Origin of the sequence: Rhodococcus sp. OAS809 (genome assembly GCF_040546695.1) — a bacterium.
In the GTDB taxonomy this organism is placed as follows: domain Bacteria; phylum Actinomycetota; class Actinomycetes; order Mycobacteriales; family Mycobacteriaceae; genus Rhodococcus_F; species Rhodococcus_F qingshengii.
Map to the genome: position 1 here is coordinate 1,946,258 of NZ_JBEPOI010000002.1, position 22,047 is coordinate 1,968,304.

The following is a 22,047-nucleotide window of genomic DNA, read 5'->3' on the forward strand; positions in this document are numbered from 1 at the left end:
ACAGCAATTTCGAACATATTTTCGAACTGTTTTCAGTAAACCGTGTCACCCCCGACACGTCAAGCAGAGCAAAAAACCCAGTTCACAGGAGCCTCGAGCGTCACAGTGGCATCAATCCATTAACCTTGAGATGTGACAGCTCAGGAGCAGACCGGGAGGGGCATCGGGCCCGAATACCTGCTGGCGGGGCGGTACCGACTCCGCTCCAAGATCGGCGACGGAGGCATGGGCGCCGTCTGGCTGGCCCGCGACACCCTCCTCAGCCGTGACGTCGCGGTGAAACAGGTCACAAGCACGGAAGGCCTCGACACCGAAACGGCCGAAGAGGTCCGTGAACGTACATTGCGCGAAGGCAGGAACGCCGCAAAGCTCACCCACCCCCACTCCATCGCCATGTACGACGTCGCGATCGAGTCCGGTGAACCGTGGTTGGTCATGGAGTACTTCCCCGCCCGCAGCCTCGCCCAGGCGATGAACCTGGCCGACACGTTGCCACCGCTGGAGGTCGCGCAGATCGGCGCGCAGATCGCTGCGGCACTCACCGAGGCGCACGCCGCCGGCATCGTCCACCGCGACATCAAGCCCGGCAACATCCTGATCGCCGACCGAGGCAAGTCTCTCGGCACCGTCAAGATCAGTGACTTCGGCATCGCCCGCGCAAAGAGCGACGTATCCGACACCCAGGACGAGGTCATCACCGGCACTCCCGCGTACTTTGCACCCGAAGTTGCCCGCGGCGACGATCCCACCGAGGCCAGTGACGTCTTCTCACTCGGGTCGACGCTCTACACGGTGATCGAGGGTCAACCGCCCTTCGGCATCGACTCGGACGCCATCGCTCTACTGCATCGTGTCGCCAAGGCCGAGATCTACCGACCCACCAAGTCCGGACCGCTCACCGACGTTCTCCTTCAGCTCCTCGAGCCGGACCCCACCCGTCGGCCGACGATGGCTCAGGCACGCGACGCGCTCGCTGCAGCCGCGACGGGCGGTGGCACGATCGAGCAGTTGATCGACGCTCCCGTCTACTCGTCCGAAGGCGCCGTGCCGGCGTGGGCTCACCGCACCACACAACTCGCCGACCCACACCGCCGCAATCGCCTGACCGGCTCCACGATCACCGGACTGCCTGCAGTGCAACAGAACACGCCACTGCGGAACGTCCCCAGCCCCATGGACATGTTCTCCTGGCCGCCGCGGATACCGACCGGCCCCGCCGATGCCAGCACCCGCGACAAGGTAGTGGCCTGGGCTCCCCTCGCCATGACAGGCATGGTTGCCGTCATCATCTTGGCCGCACTGATCGTCGTCATCCTGGTATTCACGGCCTGACCGGACGCTCTACGCGGGCAGAATGTTTGCGTTGAGGTGAAACACGTTGTCCGGGTCGTACTTCGCCTTGACGGCGGACAATCGCGCGTACTTCGCCGCACCGTAGGACGCTCGCACTCGGTCCTCGTCGACATCGGTCATGAAGTTGACGTACCCGCCTTGATTGGACGAGAACGGACGCAAGGCTTCCCAGGTCTCACGCACCCACGATCGATCCAATTCCAGTGTCCCGGCATCGGTGGCCGTAGCCGTCATGTTGCACACGTAATGTGGTGTGCGAGAACCACCGAACGCAGTGTCGTCCTCGCCGACGGAGGTGAAAGCTCCCTGCAGCGGAAAGATCGGCATGAAGGACATCGGCGACGATTTCTTGCCCGCTTGCTCGGTCAGAACATCGATCACGGCGTCGGAGAAATCCACCAGGTCCAAGGCCTTCTCATAGGCGTATGCACCCCATGGTTCCGATTCGTCGAGCATCGACTGTAAACCGATGTACGGGAGCGGGGTGACGAACTCGAACAGCGTCGGCACGCCCTCTCGAATCGGCGCAATCGCGTTCGAGTGTTCCTCTTCCGATCCGAAACCGGCTACCAGCAACGCGTATCCGGGCAGCAGGTGAAACTGATCCGGAACAAACGGTGCCGGAGGCGCGGACAAACCGACGGCAACCATCGCTCCGGCATTTCTCGGCAGGGCAGGCACCACTTCGCGGCACAGACGAAGCGCTGCGGGTCCGTCCTCCATCCCCCAGAAGAACAGTCCCAGATGCACTTCCGGACCGATCTCGCTCAGACGGTACTCGAACTCGGTGACCACTCCGAAGTTTCCACCGCCGCCGCGCAGCGCCCAGAACAAGTCGCTGTGATCGTTCTCGGAGGCCCGCACGATCGAACCGTCGGCGAGCACCACCTCTGCCGACACCAGATTGTCGATCGCCAGGCCGAGCGTGCGCGTCAACCACCCCATGCCGCCGCCGAGGGTCAGGCCACCGACGCCGGTATCACTGATCACTCCACCGGTCACTGCCAATCCGTGTTCCTGCGTCGCGGCGTCGAGGTCGGCAATCGTCGCACCACCACCGACCCTGGCTCGCTTCGCGGACGGGGCGACACTGACTACGTTGATCGCACTGAGATCGATCATCACACCGCCTTCACACACCGAGGTACCTCGGTAGGAATGCCCACCACCTCTGACCGAAACCTCCAACGAATGGGCTCTGGCAAATGCAAGTGCCACAGATACATCCGACGCCGACCGGCACCTGGCGATCACCGCCGGACGATGATCGATCTGCCCGTTCCAGATCGACCTGGCGTCGTCGTACTCCGGATCTCGGGGGCTGAACACAGAACCCGTGATCGCCGATTTCAGTGGCGCGAACTCGACCGTCGTCATCATGCACCGCCCTCGTCGGGTGTCGCGGTGAGAAGCAGGTATTCCCACTCCATCACGAACGGCTCGCTTCCGCTGCCGTACTTCTTTGCCAACTCGAGCAGATCGCGATCGAGCGCCTGTGTGCGGTCAGGATCGCCGGCGATGTTCCGGTACACCGCGATGGTCGGGCCGTAATTCTTCTTGAAGAAATCGCGGAAATCTTCCGGCCCGCTGAATGTGTCCACACGAAGTACGTCTTTCCTTGCGGCAACATCGCCGAGCAGATCACGAACATGGTTCTCGTCGCCCCACAAAGGCGCCGGCTGCGAACCAGGAGGCGGGGGCGGTGCATACGGCTTCATCGTTTTGAACATCTCGCCGATGAACCCCGTCGGAGTCCAACTCAGCACTCCGATCTTTCCGCCGGGTCGGCATACTCGCAAAAGTTCGTCCGCGGCGCGCCGATGATGCGGGGCAAACATCACACCGACGCACGAGAGCACTACGTCGAACTCGTTGTCGCCGAACGGAAGAGCCTCGGCGTCGGCCTCCTGCCAATCGAGTTCGACACCCGCGAGTGCCGCGGCCTCCCGTCCTGCCACGAACAGTTCGGGAGCCAGGTCGGTGGCGATCACCTGCGCACCCAGCGCAGCCGCCGGAATGGCGGCGTTGCCGGACCCCGCCGCGACGTCGAGCACCCGATCTCCTTTCTGCACGCCGCATTCACGCACCAATACAGGTCCGAGTTCCGCGATGACCTGCGTCGCCACCGCCGGATAGTTACCGAGCCCCCACATTGCCCGGTGCTTGGCCTTCAGCTCCCGGTCCAACCCGAGAGTCCCCGTTGATTCACTCATTACCGTTCTCCTTCAATAATTTTCGTACTCGGAGCCCGACAGCGTTCATGCCGTTACTCCGACGCTACGACGACGGTTCACTCCTCTCCAGTACGAAATCTGTACCGGAGCACCCCGGAGGCCTACGATCGAGAGATGGGGTCCTCGTACCACCAGTTCTGCCCCGTCGCCAAGGCGATGGAGCTACTCGACGAGCGGTGGACACTGCTTCTCCTCCGCGAACTGATCATGGGAAGCGAACATTTCAACGATCTCCGCCGCGGGCTCCCGCGAATGTCACCGACTCTGCTCTCGACCCGGCTTCACCAACTCGCGGTCGCCGGCATCGTGGAGCGAGAAGAAACCGACTGTGTCGTCAGCTATCGTCTGACCGACGCCGGCCGCGAACTGCGCCCTGTGGTCGAAGCTCTCGGCATCTGGGGTACCAGGTGGATCGGTGAACTGGGCGACGAAGATCTGGATCCGAAGCTGCTGCTGTGGGACATGCATCGCCGCGTGGATCATTCCGTGGTGCCTGAAGGCAAGACCGTGGTGCACTTCGCATTCTCCGGAGTACGTGGACATTCGCGGAACTGGTGGCTCGTCATCAATTCCGGTGAGGTGGACATGTGCGATATCGATCCGGGTTTCGACGTTGCAGTGTCGGTCTCTGCGGGCTTGCGACAGATGACCGAGATCTGGCGAGGTAACCTGACCTGGTCGGACGCCATACGGTCCGGTGACGTCACCATTTCTGGGCCTACTGCGTTGCGTCGTAGCCTGCCTTCGTGGTTCGAGCTGTCGACTTTCGCGTCGATCCCGCGCCCCGCGTAGCGCGCGCTCACCAGCCCCGTTCCGTCCTGTTACAGAGCTGTTGCAGACCGTGACACCGTCGACGAACGGTGACCACCTGCCGGTGACACTGACCGAGAAGTCTCTGTTGTATGCCCAGCCACCGCGGAATCATCCGCTTCGTCGCACTCGGTGCAGTCGTGCTCGGTGCGGTCGCGCTCAGCTCCTGCTCGTACACAGAAGAAGCACAACCGAAGAGCGGTAACTACCTTGCCACTCAGCCTGATTCAGGACCTTCAGGCGGCGAGATCGAGGACGGCATCAGCTTGCAGGACACTCATGTGCCCGCGCTTGCCCGTCTCGATTCCGCACTGCTCGCGGCGCTCCAGTCGGCAGCGGCCGACGCACAGGCATCCGGCGTGGACATGCACGTCACGTCGGGTTGGCGGTCCGCGGCATACCAACAGCGACTGTTCGACGAAGCCGTCGTCAAGTACGGCAGCGTGGACGAAGCGTCCAAGTGGGTGCACTCGCCGAGCCTGTCCAAGCATGTCAGTGGACAGGCCGTCGACATCGGACCGACCGACGCCGACGACTGGCTCATTCAGCACGGCAGCGATTACGGCCTCTGCCAGACCTACGCCAACGAGATGTGGCATTTCGAATTGGCAACCACTCCTGGCGGGGAATGCCCGCCACAACTGAGCAACCCCTCGGACGAGAGAGCGGAAGGCTGATCATGACACGAGTCAAACCAGCGAGACTGATTGCCGCACTGGCACTCTTGATCCTCGGAGTCGTCGAATTCGAATTGGCGGTCAACACCACCGGTGGTCAGATCGTCGACCAACAACTCATGGTGGGTGCGGCCACCTCCGAACGCCTCAGCGTGTTCTCCGCCGAGTTCATCGGCCTCGTCACCCCGATACTGATAGTGGGAGGAGTGCTCGTGGCGCTCATGATCACATTGCGCAACAACCCGATTGCGCTAGCTTTACGCGTCGTCGTCGTGACCCTCGGTCCCATCACGACGGCTTGGGTTCTCAAACAATCGCTGGATCGACCGGACCTGAACGGTCTGGTGATGCACAATTCCTTCCCCAGCGGCACTTTGACGGCCATAGCTGCTCTGGTCTGCGCGATCGTGATCGTCACGCCCTCGAGGTGGCGGGCGGTCGTTGCGGTCAACGGTGCGCTGATCACCATCGGAACCGCGATCTCGGTAGTCGTGCTGCAATGGCACCGCCCGAGCGACGTGATCGGTGCACTACTGCTCGTCGGCTGCTACACCCTCGCTGTGTCGGCATTTCCGTTGAACACCAGCGTCGCCCGGCATGCGGTGCTGGCAGACTCAGGCAACGAGCGACTCTCGCGAGTGTGACCCCTGTACCCTTGGCTGACCGAGATTTCTCCGACCGCAGAAGGCCCCTGATCATGGCGAGTCCAAGGTGAGCTCATGGTGAGCATACTTTTCATAGAAGACGATCCAGCCGTGGCCGAGGCAATCACGTTGGGACTGAACCGACTCGGGCACAACGTCAGCCATCGCCCCGACGGTAACGGTGATTTCGACGACGCCCTGGGTGCCACGGACCTCGTCCTACTCGACCTCGGGCTGCCGGGTGCCGACGGTTACGAGATCTGCCGACGTATCCGCACCCGAAGTTCGATCCCGATCATCATTCTGACCGCTCGATCCGACGACATCGACACCGTCGCCGGCCTGGAAGCCGGTGCCGACGACTACGTCGTCAAACCGGCCAGTCCGCGCGTCCTCGACGCTCGTATCAAAGCCGTCGTGCGGCGCTCGGCACCGGCAACGACGCGCCCGGATGCGACGCCGGGTGCAGAGACGTTCGGCGACCTGGAATTGGATCGGTCGTCGCTGCAGGTCCGCAAGGCCGGGATGCTGCTGACCCTCACCCCGACCGAACTCCGACTGATCCTGGCGCTGACCGAGAACCCCGGACAGGTCCTGAGCCGCCGACAGTTGTTGTCCGCAGCCTGGGACCAGGAGTATCTGGGTGATTCCAGAATCGTCGATGCAGCAGTGCAGCGGCTGCGCGGAAAGATCGAGGACGACCCGGCCGCACCGACCGTCATCGAAACGGTGCGCGGGTTCGGGTATCGCTTCAACACCAGCCCAGCCCGATGAGACCGACCTGGCTTCAGGTCGACGGTCTGCGAACCAGGCTCGTGCTCGTGTTCATCGCAATCGTCGTGATCATCGCCGGGGCAACCGCGGGTGTCGTCTCGTTCATGGCGCGGTCGTGGATCTATTCCAACGCTCAGGATGTCGCGACCGCACAATTTCGCGACGAACTGCAATACGTCAACGGAACACCGGTAGAGGAGTTGACGCCTGCCAACCTCCAACAGATCTTCCAGTCCGACATGACGCTGATCGTCGACGGCGAAGTCATCCGTCAAGGATCCGTGGATGCGGCGACCATTCCGCCCAGCTTCGACGAAGGTTTGGACAGTCCGAAGCTGATCCGTTTCGAGAGGCTCGACTCCCAGCGCATCATGTTGGGAATGTCCGTCAATGTCGTGGACATGAGCGCGGACGACAGCTACGACAACGAGACATTGGTCAAAGCCGTCACCATCCGGCCGCTGGTAGGAGTGCAGGACAAGTTCGACGACCTGCTTCGAGCTGTCGGCCTCACCCTCGCCGCCGGTGTGTTGGTGAGCGGACTACTCGGGCTGTGGATCGCGTCGACGCTTGTCCGTCCGCTCAAACGCCTGGACAAGGCGGCCGCCCGTGCTGCCGACGGCGACCTCAGCGTCCGACTCCCCGAAGACGGAGTAGCCGAACTCGCCCAGGTCACAACAACGTTCAACAACATGGTCGCTCGCAACGAAGCGGTCATCCGAGGTCTGGAAGAATCGGAAGAGCAGTCGAGAAGGTTTGTCGCAGACGTCTCCCACGAGCTCCGGACGCCGCTCGCAGCACTGGTGCCGGTCAGTGAGATCCTCCGTGAAGAGATCCCCAATCTTCCGCCCGACGCCGCCGCTGCCGCGCGCATCGTGAGCAGTGAGATCGGCAAGCTCACTCGACTTGTCGAAGACCTCATCGAAATGTCTCGCCACGACTCTCAGCAAGCGCACCTCGTCCTCGACGACGTCGACCTCGTCGAATTGACCGAGCGCACACTCGAGAGCCGCGGATGGACAGATACCGTCGAACTGCGCGCACCCGAAAGTGTCAGCGCCAGAGTCGATTCGCGTCGGATCGACATTGTCGTCGCCAACCTCGTCGGCAATGCACTGCGCCACGGAGCGCCCCCGGTTCGCGTCGAGTTGAGCGTCGAATCCGGGTTCTCCGTCATCACCGTCGTCGACCACGGCCCTGGCATCTCACCCGAAGACCGGCAGGCAATCTTTCGGCGGTTCTACAAGGTCGACACCGCGCGCGGACGCAGCGAGGGCAGCGGACTCGGACTCTCGCTCGCCGTCGAGAACGTGCACTTGCACGGCGGCACCATCGGCGTCGACCAGGTGGACGGGCGCACGGTCTTCACGGTTCGCCTGCCCAATCGCTGACCCTCTCCCCGAGCGAACGTACCTTTCGGCGCACCCAAGGCGATCGTCGTACCGTTCGCTCGAAAAGGGGTGGGCACTTCGCACCCTGAACCGTCCGCGTTTGACCAAATAGTGGGATTTTGGTTTCAACATGTGAAACCACGCGAGTAGCGTCGGCATCGTCGAACAGCGTAGAGATCGGAGGGCACCATGACGCAGGCGTCGCGGCTGGAAAAGACGGCCGTCTCCCCGAAGGCGTGGACGATGCTCGGAATCGGCGTCGCAGCCCAGGCCGCAGGCACCGTCTTCGTCAGCACCCCCGCCTTCTTGATCCCGCTGCTGCATTCCGAGCACGGCCTCTCGTTGACGCAGGCCGGAACTCTGGCCGCTGCACCCACTTTCGGCATGGTTCTCACGCTGGTGGCGTGGGGAGCGATGGCTGACAGATTCGGCGAGAAATGGGTCATCTCCATCGGGCTCGGCCTGACGGCGATCGCCGCGCTGGCCGCGACCACCACCGACAACTACACCCTCCTCGGGATCGCATTTCTGCTGGGCGGAATGGCTGCGGCGAGCACCAACGCTGCCAGTGGACGTGTTGTGGTCGGCTGGTTTCCCAAGGATCGGCGCGGCCTCGCGATGGGAATCCGGCAGATGTCACAGCCCCTGGGCGTGACCATCGCGTCGCTGACCATCCCGACTCTCGCTGCGAACGTAGGAATCGGTTCGGCTGTCGGACTGTCGGTAGCTCTCAACGGCGTTCTCGCCCTGATCTGCGCCGTCGCATTGATCAATCCCCCGCGGCCGGCGGCGCGGCCCACAGACATCCCGGTCGAAACGGTAAATCCTTATCGCTCGAACTGGTTCCTGTGGCGCATTCACGTCGTCTCGGCACTGCTGGTGTTTCCGCAGTTCACCCTCTCGACATTCGGTCTGGTCTGGCTGATCAGCGAGCAAGTATGGGACGCTGCGCCCGCTGGGCTCCTGATCGGGATCTCCCAGTTCGTGGGTGCACTCGGACGCATCGTTGTCGGCATCTGGAGTGATCGCGCCGGAAGCAGAGTAGGCCCGCTGCGGTTGGTTGCCGTCTCCGCGTCTGCGGTCATGTTGGCAATGGCGGCAGCCGGCGCAGCGCCTTGGGGCGTTCCCGCCTTGATCCTGCTGCTGGCAACCACTATCAGCGTCGCCGACAACGGTTTGGCATTCACTTCCGTCGCCGAAGCTGCCGGGCCGAAATGGCAAGGAAAAGCATTGGGCGCACAGAACACCGGGCAGTTCGTTGCCGCGTCAGCAGTGGGCCCGGTGGTCGGTGCGCTGATCGGCGCGGTCGGCTACCCGCTCGCCTTCGCGATAGTCGCGGCATTTCCCGCCGCAGCAATTCCCTTGGTGCCCAGCCGCGATCGCGACATCAGCGTCTAGTCCCTCATCGGATTCGGTTGCACTGCAGGTCCCGTCAGATCACAATGCGGCTTGCAGGCAACCGAATCCGCTTCCTGAACAGGCTCTACTGTCGGAGTTCGGATCAGCGTCGCGGCGATCGCTGCACCGACCAACAGCAGTGCCACACAGATGTACATCGCGTACCGGAACCCGTCGGAGAAACTCGTCGGATCGACCAGGCTCTCGGCATCAATGCCCACGAGAGCGGGCAAGGCCGCAACCGCAAGAAGCTGGCTCGTGCGAGCAACGGCATTGTTCACACCTGACGCGATTCCGGACTGCTCCACCGGTACCGAACCAAGCACCGCGGCGGTCAACGGCGCGACCATCACCGCCAGGCCGAGCCCGAACACCAGAACTCCCGGCAGCACGACGGTCAGGTACGACGCATCCGGGCCGATCCGCGTCATCAACACCAACCCCACCGCGGCAACGGCGGGCCCGACCGTCATCGGCAATCGCGGTCCGTGCGTCTGCGCGTAACTGCCCGCGCGCGAAGACAACAGCAGCAATGCCAAGGTGATCGGTACCGTTGCGACGCCGGCAGCCACCGGCGAGTACCCGGCAACCAATTGCAGTTGCAGCACGAGCAGGAAGAACACACCGCCCAGCGCCGCATAGACCGCAAGGGTCACCAGATTGGCCGCGACGAACATCCGCGAACGGAACAGGGACGGCGGCACAAGGGCACTCGGTGAGCGTCGTTCCACCACGACGAACAGGCAGAGCGCGATCACTCCGATCAGCCCGACTATCGGGTTGACCTCGATCAGCCCGTACGTCAGTGCGCCGAGACCGACTACTGCGCAGGCAGATCCGACCACGTCCAGGTGCTCGGGCGGATGCGGGTCGCCGCTCTCCGGTACATGGCGCACCGCTGCCCACACCACGACGATCGCCAGCGGGATATTGAGCAGGAATACCGATCGCCATCCCGCCACTTCCACCAGCCAACCACCGAAAAGCGGTCCGATGGCGCCGGCAACACCACCTAAACCCGACCACAATCCGATTGCCGCGCCGCGGTCCTCCTCACGAAGTGACGCGGAGATGATGGCAAGGCTGCCAGGTGTCAAGAGCGCAGCTCCCACTCCCTGCAGGATTCGTGCAATCACCAGAAACGTGATGTCCGGTGCAATTCCGCAGAGCAACGACGCGACCGCGAACCAGACCGTCCCCCACACGAATACCCGTCGCCGACCCCAACGATCACCGAGCGCTCCCCCGAGCAGAATCAGCGACGCCAAGGCCAAGGTGTAACCGCTGAGCGTCCACTGCAGTCCGGCGACACCGGAACCCAGTTCTTCACCGATGTGAGGAAGAGCAATGTTGACGACGGTGCCGTCGAGGAGAGCCATGCTCGAGCCGAGAACGGTGGCGGCGACAACCCAACGCCCACGCTTCGACGCGAGCGCCAGTGGTTCCGTCATCGGTCCATGGTGCGCCTTCACACGCAATCGCGAAAGAGCGCGCGGGAATTCAGTCGATCTGGCGACGATGTGCCCAACGCGTCAACGCATTGCGATTGGACTGCTGAGTCTTTCGCAGGACGTTCGATGCGTGAGTCTCGACCGTCTTCACGGAAATCACCAGGTCCTCGGCGATTTCACGGTAGGTGTACCCACGTGCCAGCAATCTGAGCACTTCGAGTTCTCGCGGAGTCAGCGAGTCGAGTTCCGGATCGAGTTGCGGTTCGGGTGCATTGGAACGCCCGGTGAAGGAGTCCAGTACGAAGCCTGCCAGGCGAGGCCCGAACACTGCGTCACCACCGGCAACGCGTCGTACACCCTCGGCCAGTTCGGATCCCGAGATCGTCTTGGTCACGTACCCGCGCGCGCCGCCGCGGATCACCGCGATCACATCCTCGGCCGCATCGGAAACGCTGAGCGCCAAGCACACCGGGCCGGAATCGATTCCGCGCAGAACTGCCACTCCACCACCGTCAGGCATGTGGACATCGAGCAGAACGACATGCGGTTTCGTCGAGTTGATACCCGCGATCGCCTCAGCGACGCCACCGGCTTCACCGACTACGTCCATGTCTGCCTCGCGCGAGAGTTCCGCCCTCACCCCGGAGCGGAACACTGCATGATCGTCGACAAGAAATACGCGGTACGGGGGCGGCGCAAGCGAAGTCACTGGGGCTGTTCCTCGGGGTTGTCGACACGGTCAGCAGTCTGGTCCCACTTTAGAGCAGAGTCACCGAGCGGCATGTGCACGCGGATCTCGGTGCCCTTTCCGATGTCGGATCGAACCACGACGCGGCCACCCCGTCGCTCGATGCGACCACGAATCGACTTGGCCAAACCCTGACGGTCCTCCGGCACCGCATTGACGTCGAATCCAACTCCGCGATCACGAACGAACACACTGACCTGGTCGCCCTCGACCTCGGCGAAAAGATTGATTTCCTTCTCCCCCGAGTGCTTTGCCGAGTTCACGAGAGCTTCACGCGTCGCACCGAGGAGCGCGGTGAACGCTTCCTTGGGCAGACCGTTCTCGACGCCTTCGCCTTCGAGTTGTACGTCGCCGACCGTGACGGGGCGGACCGTGACGCCATGCTGGTCCTCCACTTCACCGGCGATGATCTTCAGACCTTCGGTCAGGCTCGTGTGGTCGATATCCCCGCCGCTGAACAACCACTTGCGCAGCTCGCGTTCCTGACCACGGGCCAGGCGCGCCACCTCTTGCGGATTGTCGGACTGCTTCTGAATCAGCGCCAACGTCTGAAGTACGGAGTCGTGCAGATGCGAGGCGATCTCTTCACGTTCGTCGTTGCGAATCCGGGCCGCACGCTCGGCGCCGAGAGCCCGCCACATCCGCAGCCACAGCGGCACCGTCAACAAACCGACACCGATCAGCGTCACAACCACGGCCAGCAGGGACGAGCGCAGTGCTTCGAGGTCGACCTGAGCGAGGACGACGACGCCGAGACCCAAGATGATCAACGTCGCTCCCCCGACCACCCGCGCCCACGTGAGAACGGTAGGCCGCTGCGGCAAGCCGATGACGGTCCGGGGACCGTCGGAGTCGAACTCGCGCCACACCAAAGCGGCACCGATCGCGACGACGAAGAACGGTGCGAGCACCGAACCCGCCGTGCCGCTGAACAGCCAGGACAACGCGGCTGCGCCGCCCAATCCGAGTGCGATCAAGCCGTACGCCCGCTGCCGCTCGGCCGCGGACGGCTTCTGGGTGTCCGTGCCGGCGGAGGTGAAGATCCAGAGGGCGCCGTAAATCACGATGCCGGATCCGGCCATCGCCGCCAGAATCGCGAAGGCGACTCGAACCTTCAGAACGTCGATCCCGAGATGATCGGCGATACCGCCTGCAACACCGGCGACGATGCGACCGCCGGAGCGCCGCTCCAGCTTTCGCAATGGAACACCGCCCGGAATGGGCACACCCTTCTTCATGGGTACGGCATGCACCGGTACCCCGTTGACGGGCGGGCCTCCCGTGAACCCGGGAGCGGGACCGCTCACGAACGGCGGATCTGACAGATATTGCACATAGTCGATACTGGCACGAACCACTCGCAGTCACATCAGGGTCCAACCCTGAATCAGGGCGGCGCCCCTGGCCCCGATCGTCACAAAGATCAGGGTTGGCCCTGATGCGCGGAGGCCGCCCCGGAAGCCAGGATTGATTCATGAACAATCCGACTTTCCAAGAACAGATCCAGGATCTGTGGCGGACCCGCCCCGTGCGTCTGCCGGCACAAGGTCACGTGGCCGGGGTATGCGCCGGAATCGGATACCGGTACGGCATCGACCCCATTCTGGTACGTGTCGCGTTTGTGGCCTCCACTATTTTCGGCGGTTCAGGCATCCTTCTCTACCTCGCCGGGTGGTTGGTGCTCGCCCGCGCCGGTGACGGATCGTCCCCCGCACAGTCGCTGATGGGCCGCGGACACAGCTCCGATTCCAGTACCAAGACCATCGTCTTGTTGGTGGCTCTCGCCATCGCGGCTACGACCGTCGGGCCTGTCGGCGTCGGCCTGGGTGGTTCCGGTCTGATCGGGCTGATTCTGATGGTCGGAGGCCTGTGGCTGCTCTACCAACGAGCGCCGGTCCCGCCTGCGCTGCCGCAGAGCACGTCACCGTACGTCGGCGCGGGTACCGCGTATCCAGGCACGGGATTCACGCCCGGGCCGTTCACTCCCGGATACTTCGCACCCAATCAGCCGCCCGTGTACACGCCGTACACAAAACTCCCCGACACCTACGTGCCCGAGGAACGGCCGGCCGAACAGTCACCGCAATCTCAGGCCGATCATCCGACGATCAACCTGTCGAAGGACCCGAGCGCTTCAGCCGCCGCCAATCCGACCGAGGTGATCGGCGAGGCCGCCATCACACCGCCCTCCTGGGATCCGCTCGGTGTCGCTCCGTTCGCCTGGGATCTCCCGGACCCGGCAGTCAAAGCCACGCCGCTGCTGCCTTTGCCACCACGTAAGCGTCGCTCGCGATGGACGCTGACGGTGCTCGGACTCGCGATCATCGTCGCCGCCGTCACCGGGGCAGCGGGCGCGGCAACCGGCAACGAGTGGTTCACTCCCGGCCGAGTCGGTGCTGTCGGACTCGCCGTCATCGCGCTCGGCCTGATCCTCGGGGCATTCTTCCGCAAGGGGTACGGCCTGCTGGTCGTCACCGGACCGCTCGTGGGTTTCGTACTTCTCGCCTCGTTGGTCTACCCGATCGATTTCGACGCCTCGGGTGAGCAAAGATGGACTCCGGCAACCGCTTCCGAGTTGGATCCGTCGTACTCGGGAGCCTTCGGAAGCTTCACTCTCGACCTCAACGGGGTCAAGTTCACCGAGGACAAGACCATCGACGTCGCGGCGTCGTTCGGCGAGTTCGTCGTCATGGTGCCACCAACCGTCAACGTCAAGAACAGCTGCACCGTCGTCATGGGTGACGGATCCGGTTGCCTCGACGGCGGAGTACACCGGGGCCGCGAGGCGACACCGGATTCGCCCACACTGACCATCAACGCCAAAGCAACGTTCGGCAGTCTGAAGGTGACGCAATCATGAGCGAATACGACGAGACCACAGAGCACGACGAGACCCGAGAATCCAAGCGCCCCTCGGCACTTCTGCTGATCGCCGGACTGGCCGCACTTCTGGTCAGTGTGTGGGCGTTGGTCGGGCCGTTCTCTCTGGCGCCGGCAGCGAACATTCAATTCCGTTGGCTGTTCGTCGGTGCCGCCGTCGTGGCTGGACTACTGCTGGTGATTCTGCCGAATCGGCGCAACCGGAAGTAAAACTGCTGTGCGCCTTTATTAACCGCGGGGGGTTAATAAAGGCGCACAGTTGTTTTTACTCCCACTCGATAGTTCCCGGCGGCTTGCTCGTCACGTCGAGGACTACGCGGTTCACGTCCGCAACCTCGTTGGTGATTCGAGTCGAGATGCGCTCGAGGGTCTCGTACGGCAGACGCGTCCAGTCCGCGGTCATCGCGTCTTCACTCGATACCGGACGCAGCACGATCGGATGACCGTACGTCCGGCCGTCACCCTGCACGCCCACGCTTCGGACGTCGGCGAGGAGAACGACCGGGCACTGCCAGATGGTTCCGTCCAAGCCTGCAGACGTAAGCTCTTCGCGCGCAATGGAATCTGCCTGACGCAGGATCTCGAGGCGATCGCGGGTGACCTCACCGATGATGCGGATACCGAGTCCGGGACCGGGGAACGGCTGGCGTCCGACGATCTCTTCGGGCAGGCCGAGTTCGCGGCCCACTGCACGGACCTCGTCCTTGAACAGCAGACGCAACGGTTCGACCAACTTGAACTGCAGGTCTTCCGGCAGCCCGCCGACATTGTGGTGGCTCTTGATGTTTGCAGTTCCCGTGCCGCCGCCCGACTCCACGACGTCCGGGTAGAGCGTGCCCTGGACGAGGAAGTCGACGGTCGCACCATGAGATGCGTTCTCGCCCAGAACATCACTGACTGCGCCTTCGAAGCTGCGGATGAACTCGCGGCCGATGATCTTGCGCTTGGTCTCGGGATCGGTGACGCCTGCCAGCTCACCGATGAAGGTGTCCGCGGCATCCACGGTGATCAGACGAGCGCCGGTTGCCGCGACAAAATCCTGCTCGACCTGCGTGCGCTCACCGGCTCGCATCAAACCGTGATCGACGAAGACGCATGTCAACCGGTCGCCGATTGCGCGCTGAACCAAAGCCGCAGCAACAGCGGAGTCGACGCCACCGGACAGACCGCAGATGGCGTGTCCGTCTCCGACCTGCTCGCGAACCTGCTCGATAAGCGCATCGGCGATGTTCGACGCCGTCCACGCTGCCGGAATACCGGCAATCTCGTGCAGGAAGCGGCTCAGGACCTGCTGACCGTGCGGGGAATGCAGAACCTCAGGGTGGTACTGCACACCGGCGAGCTTGCGGGCGCGGTCCTCGAACGCCGCGACGGGAGCACCGTCGCTGGTCGCGGTCACCTCGAAGCCGGAAGGCGCTTCGGTGACGGCGTCACCGTGGCTCATCCATACCGGCTGCGTCGAGGGAAGACCGTCGTGGAGCAATCCGCCGGATACCGCGATGTCGGTTCGGCCGTATTCGCGGGTACCGGTCTCGGCGACGGTGCCGCCCAGGGCGCCTGCCATTGCCTGGAATCCGTAGCAGATTCCGAAAACCGGAATGTCGTGATCGAACAGTGCGGGATCAAGCTTGGGAGCACCGTCTGCGTAGACACTCGAGGGCCCACCCGAGAGCACAACAGCCAAGGGGTTCTTGGCCACGATCTCCTCGACGGTCGTGGTGTGCGGAATCACCTCCGAGTAGACCTTGGCTTCGCGAACTCGCCGTGCGATCAACTGCGCGTACTGCGCCCCGAAGTCGACGACAAGAACTGGTCTCTGCTGCTCGATATCTGCCACAGGTGCAGTCTAATCGCCGCAGCCAGCGCTTCTGCGCATGCATGGACTCAGCCCGCTACTCGACCGAGCGAGCGCGAGGTACGTCACTACAAAGGCCGCCCCTCAGAACTGCGCAGCGACCTCGCGCGGATCTAGACCACCGTCCAGGTCAACGGCGCCCCGATCACCCGCACCTTAGCTTCGGCAATCAATTCGGCAGCATCATCGCAGGCCAGAGCCCGAAATGGACGAAGGGTGAATTTTCTGGACGTTTGACCGATTCGCCTGAACCAAACGTCCAGTAAAGGTAATCTCGCCCGTCAAGTGATCAGGATCACGATCGCAAACGGCCGGCGCCGCCGAACGGCGCTCACCTCGAGGAGGACCTGTGCGTCGATTCATACGACGACTCGCCATACCTGTCGCGGCTGTGACGGCTGCCGCCGGACTTCTAGTCCTCGGCACGCCGGCCACTGCTGACGAAGCCCCGCCGACCACTTTCACCGGCACGACCGACAACCTGATCTTCACGAAGAGTGTCATCGGGAACGCGGCAGTTCACCCAGGCGACACCGTCACGTACAAGACCGAGATCAAGCACAACGAAAGCGGCATCGAACGGTCGATCGCAAAGATCCGTGACATCCCGCCCGCAGGATTCGTCCTCGTGCCGGGCAGCGCCAAGGCCACCTACCTGGGTGTGACCAACCGGGCCACGATCAGCAACGAATCAGATGGCGGAGTCTCCGCGAAGTGCTCGAGCGGCTGCACCTTCCTGGTCGGTGGATTCGTCGTCAAGAAGAACCAACCCGTCACGCTGGAAGCGACCTACACGGTCCCCGTCGGCACAGCATTCGGGACGTACGACAGCGGCATGCTCTTCGACGTCAACGCCTTCAGCACACAGCAGGGCCTCAACCCCATCAACGTCAACGTCCAGGTAGTCGACCCGTCTGTCGCCACCGGAACCACACTGGTTGCACCGGCAACGGCGAAGGTCGGCACGCCGGTCGACCTGACCGCGACAGTTGCGCCGTCCGACGCGAGCGGCACCGTCCAGTTCAAGGACGGCGGCAACGACATCGGCTCACCGGTCCCGGTCTCGGGCGGTAGCGCCACCCTCTCCCACACCTTCGACAGCGTCGGCGCCCACGACATCACCGCCGCGTACAACGCCGGTCCGGGATTCCACAGCTCGACCTCCGGAGTCCAGACCGTCGACGTCTCCGCGGACACCACCACCACGATCTCGGCCCCGAACGCCGCGCTGGTAGGTGACAGCATCACCGTGAGCGCTGTCGTCACACCGGCAAACGCCGTGGGCACGGTGCAGTTCAAAGACGGCGAGACCAACCTCGGCGCACCGGTGGCTGTAGTCAACGGAACGGCTTCCCTGACCCGCAGCTACGACGCTTCGGGTACCCACAGCTTCACCGCAGTGTTCACCGGCGAGGCCGGTTACGGCGATTCCGTCTCCACCGCAACCCAACTCGACGTCAGCGATCCCGACTGGGGAACCACGACCACCGTTGTCGAACCACTCACCGCTGTTGTCGGTGAACCGACCAACCTCTCGGCCACCGTCTCCCCCATCCCGAGCAGCGGAACCGTGACGTTCAAGGTCGACGGCGCCGAGGTCGGTACCGCACCGGTCGGCACGGGTGACGGCGTCGCGATCCTCCCGCACACCTTCGCATCAGCGGGCGCTGCAGCCGTGACGGCAGAGTTCTCCGGCGGAACCGGATTCATCGGCTCCACGTCCACGTCGTTCACGGTGAACGTCACCGATCCCGAACCCGCCCGCGCCGACACCACGACGTCTCTGACCGTCAGCGGCTCGGCTCAGGTCGGAAAGGCATTGCAGCTCAAGGCCACCGTCGCACCCGGAACAGCAAACGGAATGATCCAGTTCAAGTCCGGCACGACGCCCATCGGCGCACCCGTTGCCGTCGTCAACGGCGTCGCGACACTCACGCACACCTTCGACGACGAGGGAACGTTCGGCCTCACTGCCAACTTCGTCGGCGACGCCGGTTGGAAGAACTCCGTCTCCGGCCCGACGGTCGTGCAGGTCGGCACCGCACCGACCGACGGCGGCGGCACCGGAAGCGTGGACACCGGTTCGCTCAGCGGCCTCATCCCGCTCTTCGGAAGCTAGTCCCCCACATCAGCTTTGGACACCACTCCCGTACCCAGCTCAGGAGAATCCATGTTCGTGTACTCCAGACGTCGCATCGCGGCGCCGATCGCCGCCACGGCACTCGCCAGTGGCGTCATCCTCGCGGGAATCCCCGCATCAGCGGCCCCCGTGACAACAACCTTCGGCACGAGTTGCCTGGCAACCCCGTCCGCTGTCGCCGGTCCGACCACGCAGTCACAGTCCGGCTCGGTCATCGTCGACGCACCGGAATCCATCGGCGCCGGTGAGACCTTCGAGGTCACCATCCAACCCGGCCCCATCGCCTTTCCCGGCTCCGCTTCCGGGGCGACCGTCCAGAACGTCTCCCGCATCAAGGTCGACGTCGACGTTCCTGCGAACGCCACCCTGGTGGAAGCCACCATCGTCCCCGGCACCTCGGCTGGGCTCAGCGGTGTCGCGCCGAACATCCTGCGTGTCAACGAGAACGGCAACGTCGATCCCAACGGAACGATTCTGCGCCTCTCCGGAAACAACCAGGTCATCGGAAACAGCCCCAGCTCGAGCATCAACTCCGAGGGCGGCATCGTCGTCAAGGCGACCGGCAAGAACGTCGACGGTTCCAACAATGCCGACGGCTACACGCAGTTCCAGCTCCCCCAGGTCAAGGCAGTTCTCAAGGCCGGCGATTCAGGGGACGTCGCGATGAAGGTACGCACCGGCGGCAGCGCGGGAGCGTGGAACAACGATCGTAACTTCCTCACGTTCCTCCCCAAGGCCACCCTGGTCATCACCGCCTGGGCACCCACGCGATGCACCCCGCGTGACGCCGAGAACGGTCCGCTCAACAGCGGCGCAGGCCCCCTCGCCACGACGCGGATCATCGAGGCGGACAAGGCAACCACCACCACAGTCGTCGGACCGGCCAACGCCAAGAACGGAACTCCCGTCACCCTGTCAGCCAACGTGAGCGGCGGCGCAAACGGTGGAACCGTCCAGTTCTTCGACGGCGACAACCCACTCGAGGACGCCGCGCCGGTAACCGGAGGGTCGGCCAGCATCTCCCCGACCTTCACCGAGGACGGACCGCACTCCATCACCGCGAGCTACAGCGGAGCCCCCGGGTTCCTGGCGTCGACGTCGGCGTCGGCCAAGATCGTGACCGTCACGACCGATGCACCGCCGGACGCCGTGACCACTACCGCCACGGTTTCGCCGTCGACCGCGAAGGTCGGACAGGACGTCAACCTGACTGCCAAGGTCGATCCGCAGGGTACCGGCGGCACCGTCGATTTCATCGTCGACGGCACCGAAACGGTCAGTGCTCCGGTCGGAACCGACGGAGTTGCCGTCGCTCCGTACACCTTCACCTCGACCGGAACGCACAAGGTTGTCGCGAAGTTCACGGGCTCACCAGGATTCGCGCCGTCCGCTGCCCCGGCATTCCCGGTCAGTGTGACGACGCCGGCTCCGGCCGACGTCGAGACGACCACGGTTCTCGACGCTGTCGGAACTGTTCAGAAGAACACCCCGGTAACGCTCAAGGCAACGGTCGATCCGTCCGGCGCCACGGGCAAGGTCCAGTTCAAGGTCGGTGACACCCTCATCGGTGGACCGGTCGACGTGGTCAACGGTGTCGCAACGGTACCGGCGACGTTCTACAACTCCGGGACCTACAGTGTCACCGCCGAATTCGTGGGCGCTTCGGGCTACACGGCCTCCGCATCCGCGCCGCAGACCCTGACCGTCCCCGGCGATACGGACGGCGGGCCCGGAGGCGGGACCGGCAGCCTCGACCTCGGCACTCTGTTCGGGTCGCTAGGAGGCTGACACTCTGAAACAGAGATGGGGCGTGTCGTCGAATCCTCGACGACACGCCCCATCTTCGTTCGCGGCGAACTATCCGGCTGCCGGCTCCGCCGGAACAGCGGTAGCTGTCTTGCCGCCGGTGATCTTCACGATCGGCAGGACCAGCGCGGCCGGAGCCGACGCCGGCACCACAGGCGACTTGGGTGCAATCGGAGCCAAACGCTCGTAGCCGCTGCCCTGGGCGGGACGCAGGTCGGTCTCCCCCTTGTTCGGCCACAGCGAGGCCGAGCGCTCGGCCTGAGCGGCAATGGTCAGCGACGGATTAACTCCGAGATTGGCCGAGACCGCTGCGCCGTCGACGACGCTGAGCGTCGGGTAGCCGTACACGCGGTGGTACGGATCGATGACGCCGTGATCGGAATCCGACGCGATAGCGCAACCGCCGAGGAAGTGCGCCGTCAGTGGAACGTTGAAGATCTCGCCCCACGTGCCGCCCGCGACGCCGTCGATCTTCTCGGCAACTCGACGCGTCGCCTCGTTGCCCTCCGGGATCCACGTCGGGTTCGGCTGACCGTGGCCCTGCTTGCTGGTGACCTTGCGTCGACCGAACAGGCCCTTCTTCGTGTACGTGGTGATGGAGTTGTCGAGGTTCTGCATGACCAACGCGATGATCGTGCGCTCACTCCAGTCCTTGACCGTCAACATGCGCAACATCTGGTACGGATTCTTCGCAACCACACCGAGGAACTTGATCCATCGGGGCGTCTTGCCGCCGCCGTCCGTCATCAAGGTCTGCAACAGGCCCATCGCGTTCGATCCCTTGCCGTAGCGGACCGGCTCGATGTGGGTGTCGCTGCTCGGGTGGAACGACGAGGTGATCGCCACTCCGCGGGTCAGATCGAGTGCGGGATCGACCTTGTACTTGCCTGCACCGACAATGGATTCGGAGTTCGTTCGAGTCAGCTCGCCGAGCTTGTCGGAGAGCTTGGGCAGCGCTCCGGTGTCCTTCATGTCGAAGAGCAGATGCTGAGTGCCCCACGTTCCGGCCGCGAGAATGACGTTCGCAGCCGTGTAGGTGCGGCGGTTCTTTCGTCCGAATGCACCGGTTCGCTCGGTGAACACGTCCCACGAACCGTCGCGAGCCTCACGAAGCCCGGACACGGTGGTCATCGGAATGATCTCGGCGCCGGCTGTCTCGGCAAGGCCCAGATAGTTCTTGAGGAGCGTGTTCTTCGCTCCGTGACGGCAGCCCGTCATGCACTCGCCACACTCGATGCAACCGGTGCGCTCGGGTCCGACGCCGCCGAAGTACGGGTCCTTCGCTTTCTTGCCCGGCTCACCGAAGTAGACGCCGACAGGGGTCTGGATGAACGTGTCGCCGACGCCCATGTCGTCGGCGACCGACTTCATGATCTCGTCAGCGGGCGTCATGTGCGGATTCTGCACGACGCCGAGCATCTTCTGAGCCTGCTCGTAGTACGGGGTGAGCTCGCTTCGCCAGTCGGTGATGTGCGCCCACTGCTTGTCCTGGAAGAACGGCTCCGGCGGCTGGTACAGCGTGTTGGCGTAGTTCAACGACCCGCCGCCGACGCCTGCGCCCGCGAGAATGAGGCAGTCGCGCAACAGGTGCACGCGCTGAATGCCGAAGCACCCCAGCTTCGGAGCCCAGAGGAACTTCTTGAGATCCCAACTGGTCTTCGCGAAATCTTCGTCGGCATACCGTCGGCCGGCTTCGATGACGCCGACCTTGTAGCCCTTCTCCACGAGACGAAGCGCGCTCACGCTTCCGCCGAACCCGGATCCGACGATCAGTACGTCGTAGTCCGTTGCCCGTTGCTTGCCCATCAGGACACCTCCACCGTGAACCGTAGTTACCCGCCAGTATGCACCTATCCCTTGTGACTACCACCACAAGGGGCCCCATA

The 22,047-nt window shown here is 63.7% G+C and carries 18 protein-coding genes; 11 read left to right on the forward strand and 7 right to left on the reverse strand.

Annotation, left to right across the window (positions count from 1 at the left end):
• The first annotated feature begins 132 nt into the window (after nt 1-132).
• Nucleotides 133-1,332: a serine/threonine-protein kinase gene (locus ABIE52_RS12010; RefSeq protein WP_003940952.1), complete on the forward strand. Its 1,200-nt coding sequence runs from the start codon at nt 133-135 to the stop codon at nt 1,330-1,332.
• 9 nt (nt 1,333-1,341) lie between these two features.
• Here the strand turns inward: ABIE52_RS12010 and ABIE52_RS12015 are convergent, their stop codons facing one another.
• Nucleotides 1,342-2,733, reverse strand: coding sequence for an FAD-binding oxidoreductase (locus tag ABIE52_RS12015; protein ID WP_047270191.1), 1,392 nt, complete (start codon nt 2,731-2,733; stop codon nt 1,342-1,344).
• Entirely contained in the window at nt 2,730-3,566 is an 837-nt protein-coding gene (locus ABIE52_RS12020) for a class I SAM-dependent methyltransferase (protein ID WP_047270192.1), read from the reverse strand. The genes ABIE52_RS12015 and ABIE52_RS12020 overlap by 4 nt, the downstream gene beginning before the upstream one ends.
• A 135-nt stretch (nt 3,567-3,701) precedes the next feature.
• On the opposite strand from ABIE52_RS12020, the gene ABIE52_RS12025 reads away from it, so the two are divergent.
• The 6 genes from ABIE52_RS12025 (at nt 3,702) to ABIE52_RS12050 (ending at nt 9,281) form a co-directional block, all read left to right on the forward strand.
• Nucleotides 3,702-4,379 carry a winged helix-turn-helix transcriptional regulator gene (locus ABIE52_RS12025; protein ID WP_003940889.1) on the forward strand — a complete coding sequence of 226 codons (678 nt, stop codon included), beginning with the start codon at nt 3,702-3,704 and terminating at the stop codon, nt 4,377-4,379.
• 110 nt (nt 4,380-4,489) lie between these two features.
• A complete protein-coding gene (locus ABIE52_RS12030) occupies nt 4,490-5,074 on the forward strand; it encodes a M15 family metallopeptidase (RefSeq protein ID WP_003940687.1) in 585 nt (194 codons plus the stop codon).
• Between the two features lie 2 nt (nt 5,075-5,076).
• Nucleotides 5,077-5,718 (forward strand): phosphatase PAP2 family protein, encoded by a 642-nt coding sequence (locus ABIE52_RS12035; protein ID WP_047270193.1) that lies wholly within the window; start codon nt 5,077-5,079, stop codon nt 5,716-5,718.
• A 75-nt stretch (nt 5,719-5,793) separates the two neighbouring features.
• Nucleotides 5,794-6,492 carry a response regulator transcription factor gene (locus ABIE52_RS12040; protein ID WP_003940940.1) on the forward strand — a complete coding sequence of 233 codons (699 nt, stop codon included), beginning with the start codon at nt 5,794-5,796 and terminating at the stop codon, nt 6,490-6,492.
• On the forward strand, nt 6,489-7,883 hold the full coding sequence (locus ABIE52_RS12045; protein WP_047270194.1) for a sensor histidine kinase: 1,395 nt from the start codon (nt 6,489-6,491) through the stop codon (nt 7,881-7,883). Before ABIE52_RS12040 ends, ABIE52_RS12045 begins: the two co-directional genes overlap by 4 nt.
• Nucleotides 7,884-8,072: 189 nt before the next feature.
• Nucleotides 8,073-9,281: an MFS transporter gene (locus ABIE52_RS12050; RefSeq protein ID WP_192712580.1), complete on the forward strand. Its 1,209-nt coding sequence runs from the start codon at nt 8,073-8,075 to the stop codon at nt 9,279-9,281.
• On the opposite strand, the gene ABIE52_RS12055 is transcribed toward ABIE52_RS12050, so the two are convergent.
• Genes ABIE52_RS12055 through ABIE52_RS12065 form a run of 3 tightly spaced genes read right to left on the reverse strand, consistent with a single transcriptional unit; the run spans nt 9,278 to nt 12,718 of the window.
• Nucleotides 9,278-10,732 carry an MFS transporter gene (locus tag ABIE52_RS12055; RefSeq protein ID WP_192712581.1) on the reverse strand — a complete coding sequence of 485 codons (1,455 nt, stop codon included), beginning with the start codon at nt 10,730-10,732 and terminating at the stop codon, nt 9,278-9,280. The two genes, ABIE52_RS12050 and ABIE52_RS12055, sit on opposite strands and share 4 nt — an antisense overlap.
• Before the next feature lie 49 nt (nt 10,733-10,781).
• A complete protein-coding gene (locus ABIE52_RS12060) occupies nt 10,782-11,441 on the reverse strand; it encodes a response regulator (protein WP_003940972.1) in 660 nt (219 codons plus the stop codon).
• Nucleotides 11,438-12,718: an ATP-binding protein gene (locus ABIE52_RS12065; protein ID WP_037125680.1), complete on the reverse strand. Its 1,281-nt coding sequence runs from the start codon at nt 12,716-12,718 to the stop codon at nt 11,438-11,440. The genes ABIE52_RS12060 and ABIE52_RS12065 overlap by 4 nt, the downstream gene beginning before the upstream one ends.
• A 236-nt stretch (nt 12,719-12,954) precedes the next feature.
• Between ABIE52_RS12065 and ABIE52_RS12070 the strand changes: the two genes are divergently transcribed.
• Complete coding sequence (locus ABIE52_RS12070) at nt 12,955-14,340, forward strand: PspC domain-containing protein (protein WP_192712582.1); 1,386 nt, start codon at nt 12,955-12,957, stop codon at nt 14,338-14,340.
• Nucleotides 14,337-14,570: a hypothetical protein gene (locus ABIE52_RS12075; RefSeq protein WP_003940832.1), complete on the forward strand. Its 234-nt coding sequence runs from the start codon at nt 14,337-14,339 to the stop codon at nt 14,568-14,570. The genes ABIE52_RS12070 and ABIE52_RS12075 overlap by 4 nt, the downstream gene beginning before the upstream one ends.
• A gap of 55 nt (nt 14,571-14,625) precedes the next feature.
• On the opposite strand, the gene guaA is transcribed toward ABIE52_RS12075, so the two are convergent.
• Nucleotides 14,626-16,197, reverse strand: a complete 1,572-nt coding sequence (guaA, locus tag ABIE52_RS12080) for a glutamine-hydrolyzing GMP synthase (RefSeq protein ID WP_007727510.1) — start codon at nt 16,195-16,197, stop codon at nt 14,626-14,628.
• Between the two features lie 367 nt (nt 16,198-16,564).
• Between guaA and ABIE52_RS12085 the strand changes: the two genes are divergently transcribed.
• Together ABIE52_RS12085 and ABIE52_RS12090 are read left to right on the forward strand one after the other, a co-directional pair.
• Complete coding sequence (locus ABIE52_RS12085; RefSeq protein ID WP_003940887.1) at nt 16,565-18,334, forward strand: Ig-like domain-containing protein; 1,770 nt, start codon at nt 16,565-16,567, stop codon at nt 18,332-18,334.
• Nucleotides 18,335-18,385: 51 nt separating this feature from the next.
• Nucleotides 18,386-20,143: an Ig-like domain-containing protein gene (locus tag ABIE52_RS12090; protein ID WP_158170552.1), complete on the forward strand. Its 1,758-nt coding sequence runs from the start codon at nt 18,386-18,388 to the stop codon at nt 20,141-20,143.
• 69 nt (nt 20,144-20,212) lie between these two features.
• On the opposite strand, the gene ABIE52_RS12095 is transcribed toward ABIE52_RS12090, so the two are convergent.
• Nucleotides 20,213-21,967 (reverse strand): GMC oxidoreductase, encoded by a 1,755-nt coding sequence (locus tag ABIE52_RS12095; RefSeq protein ID WP_003940689.1) that lies wholly within the window; start codon nt 21,965-21,967, stop codon nt 20,213-20,215.
• Nucleotides 21,968-22,047 lie beyond the last annotated feature (80 nt).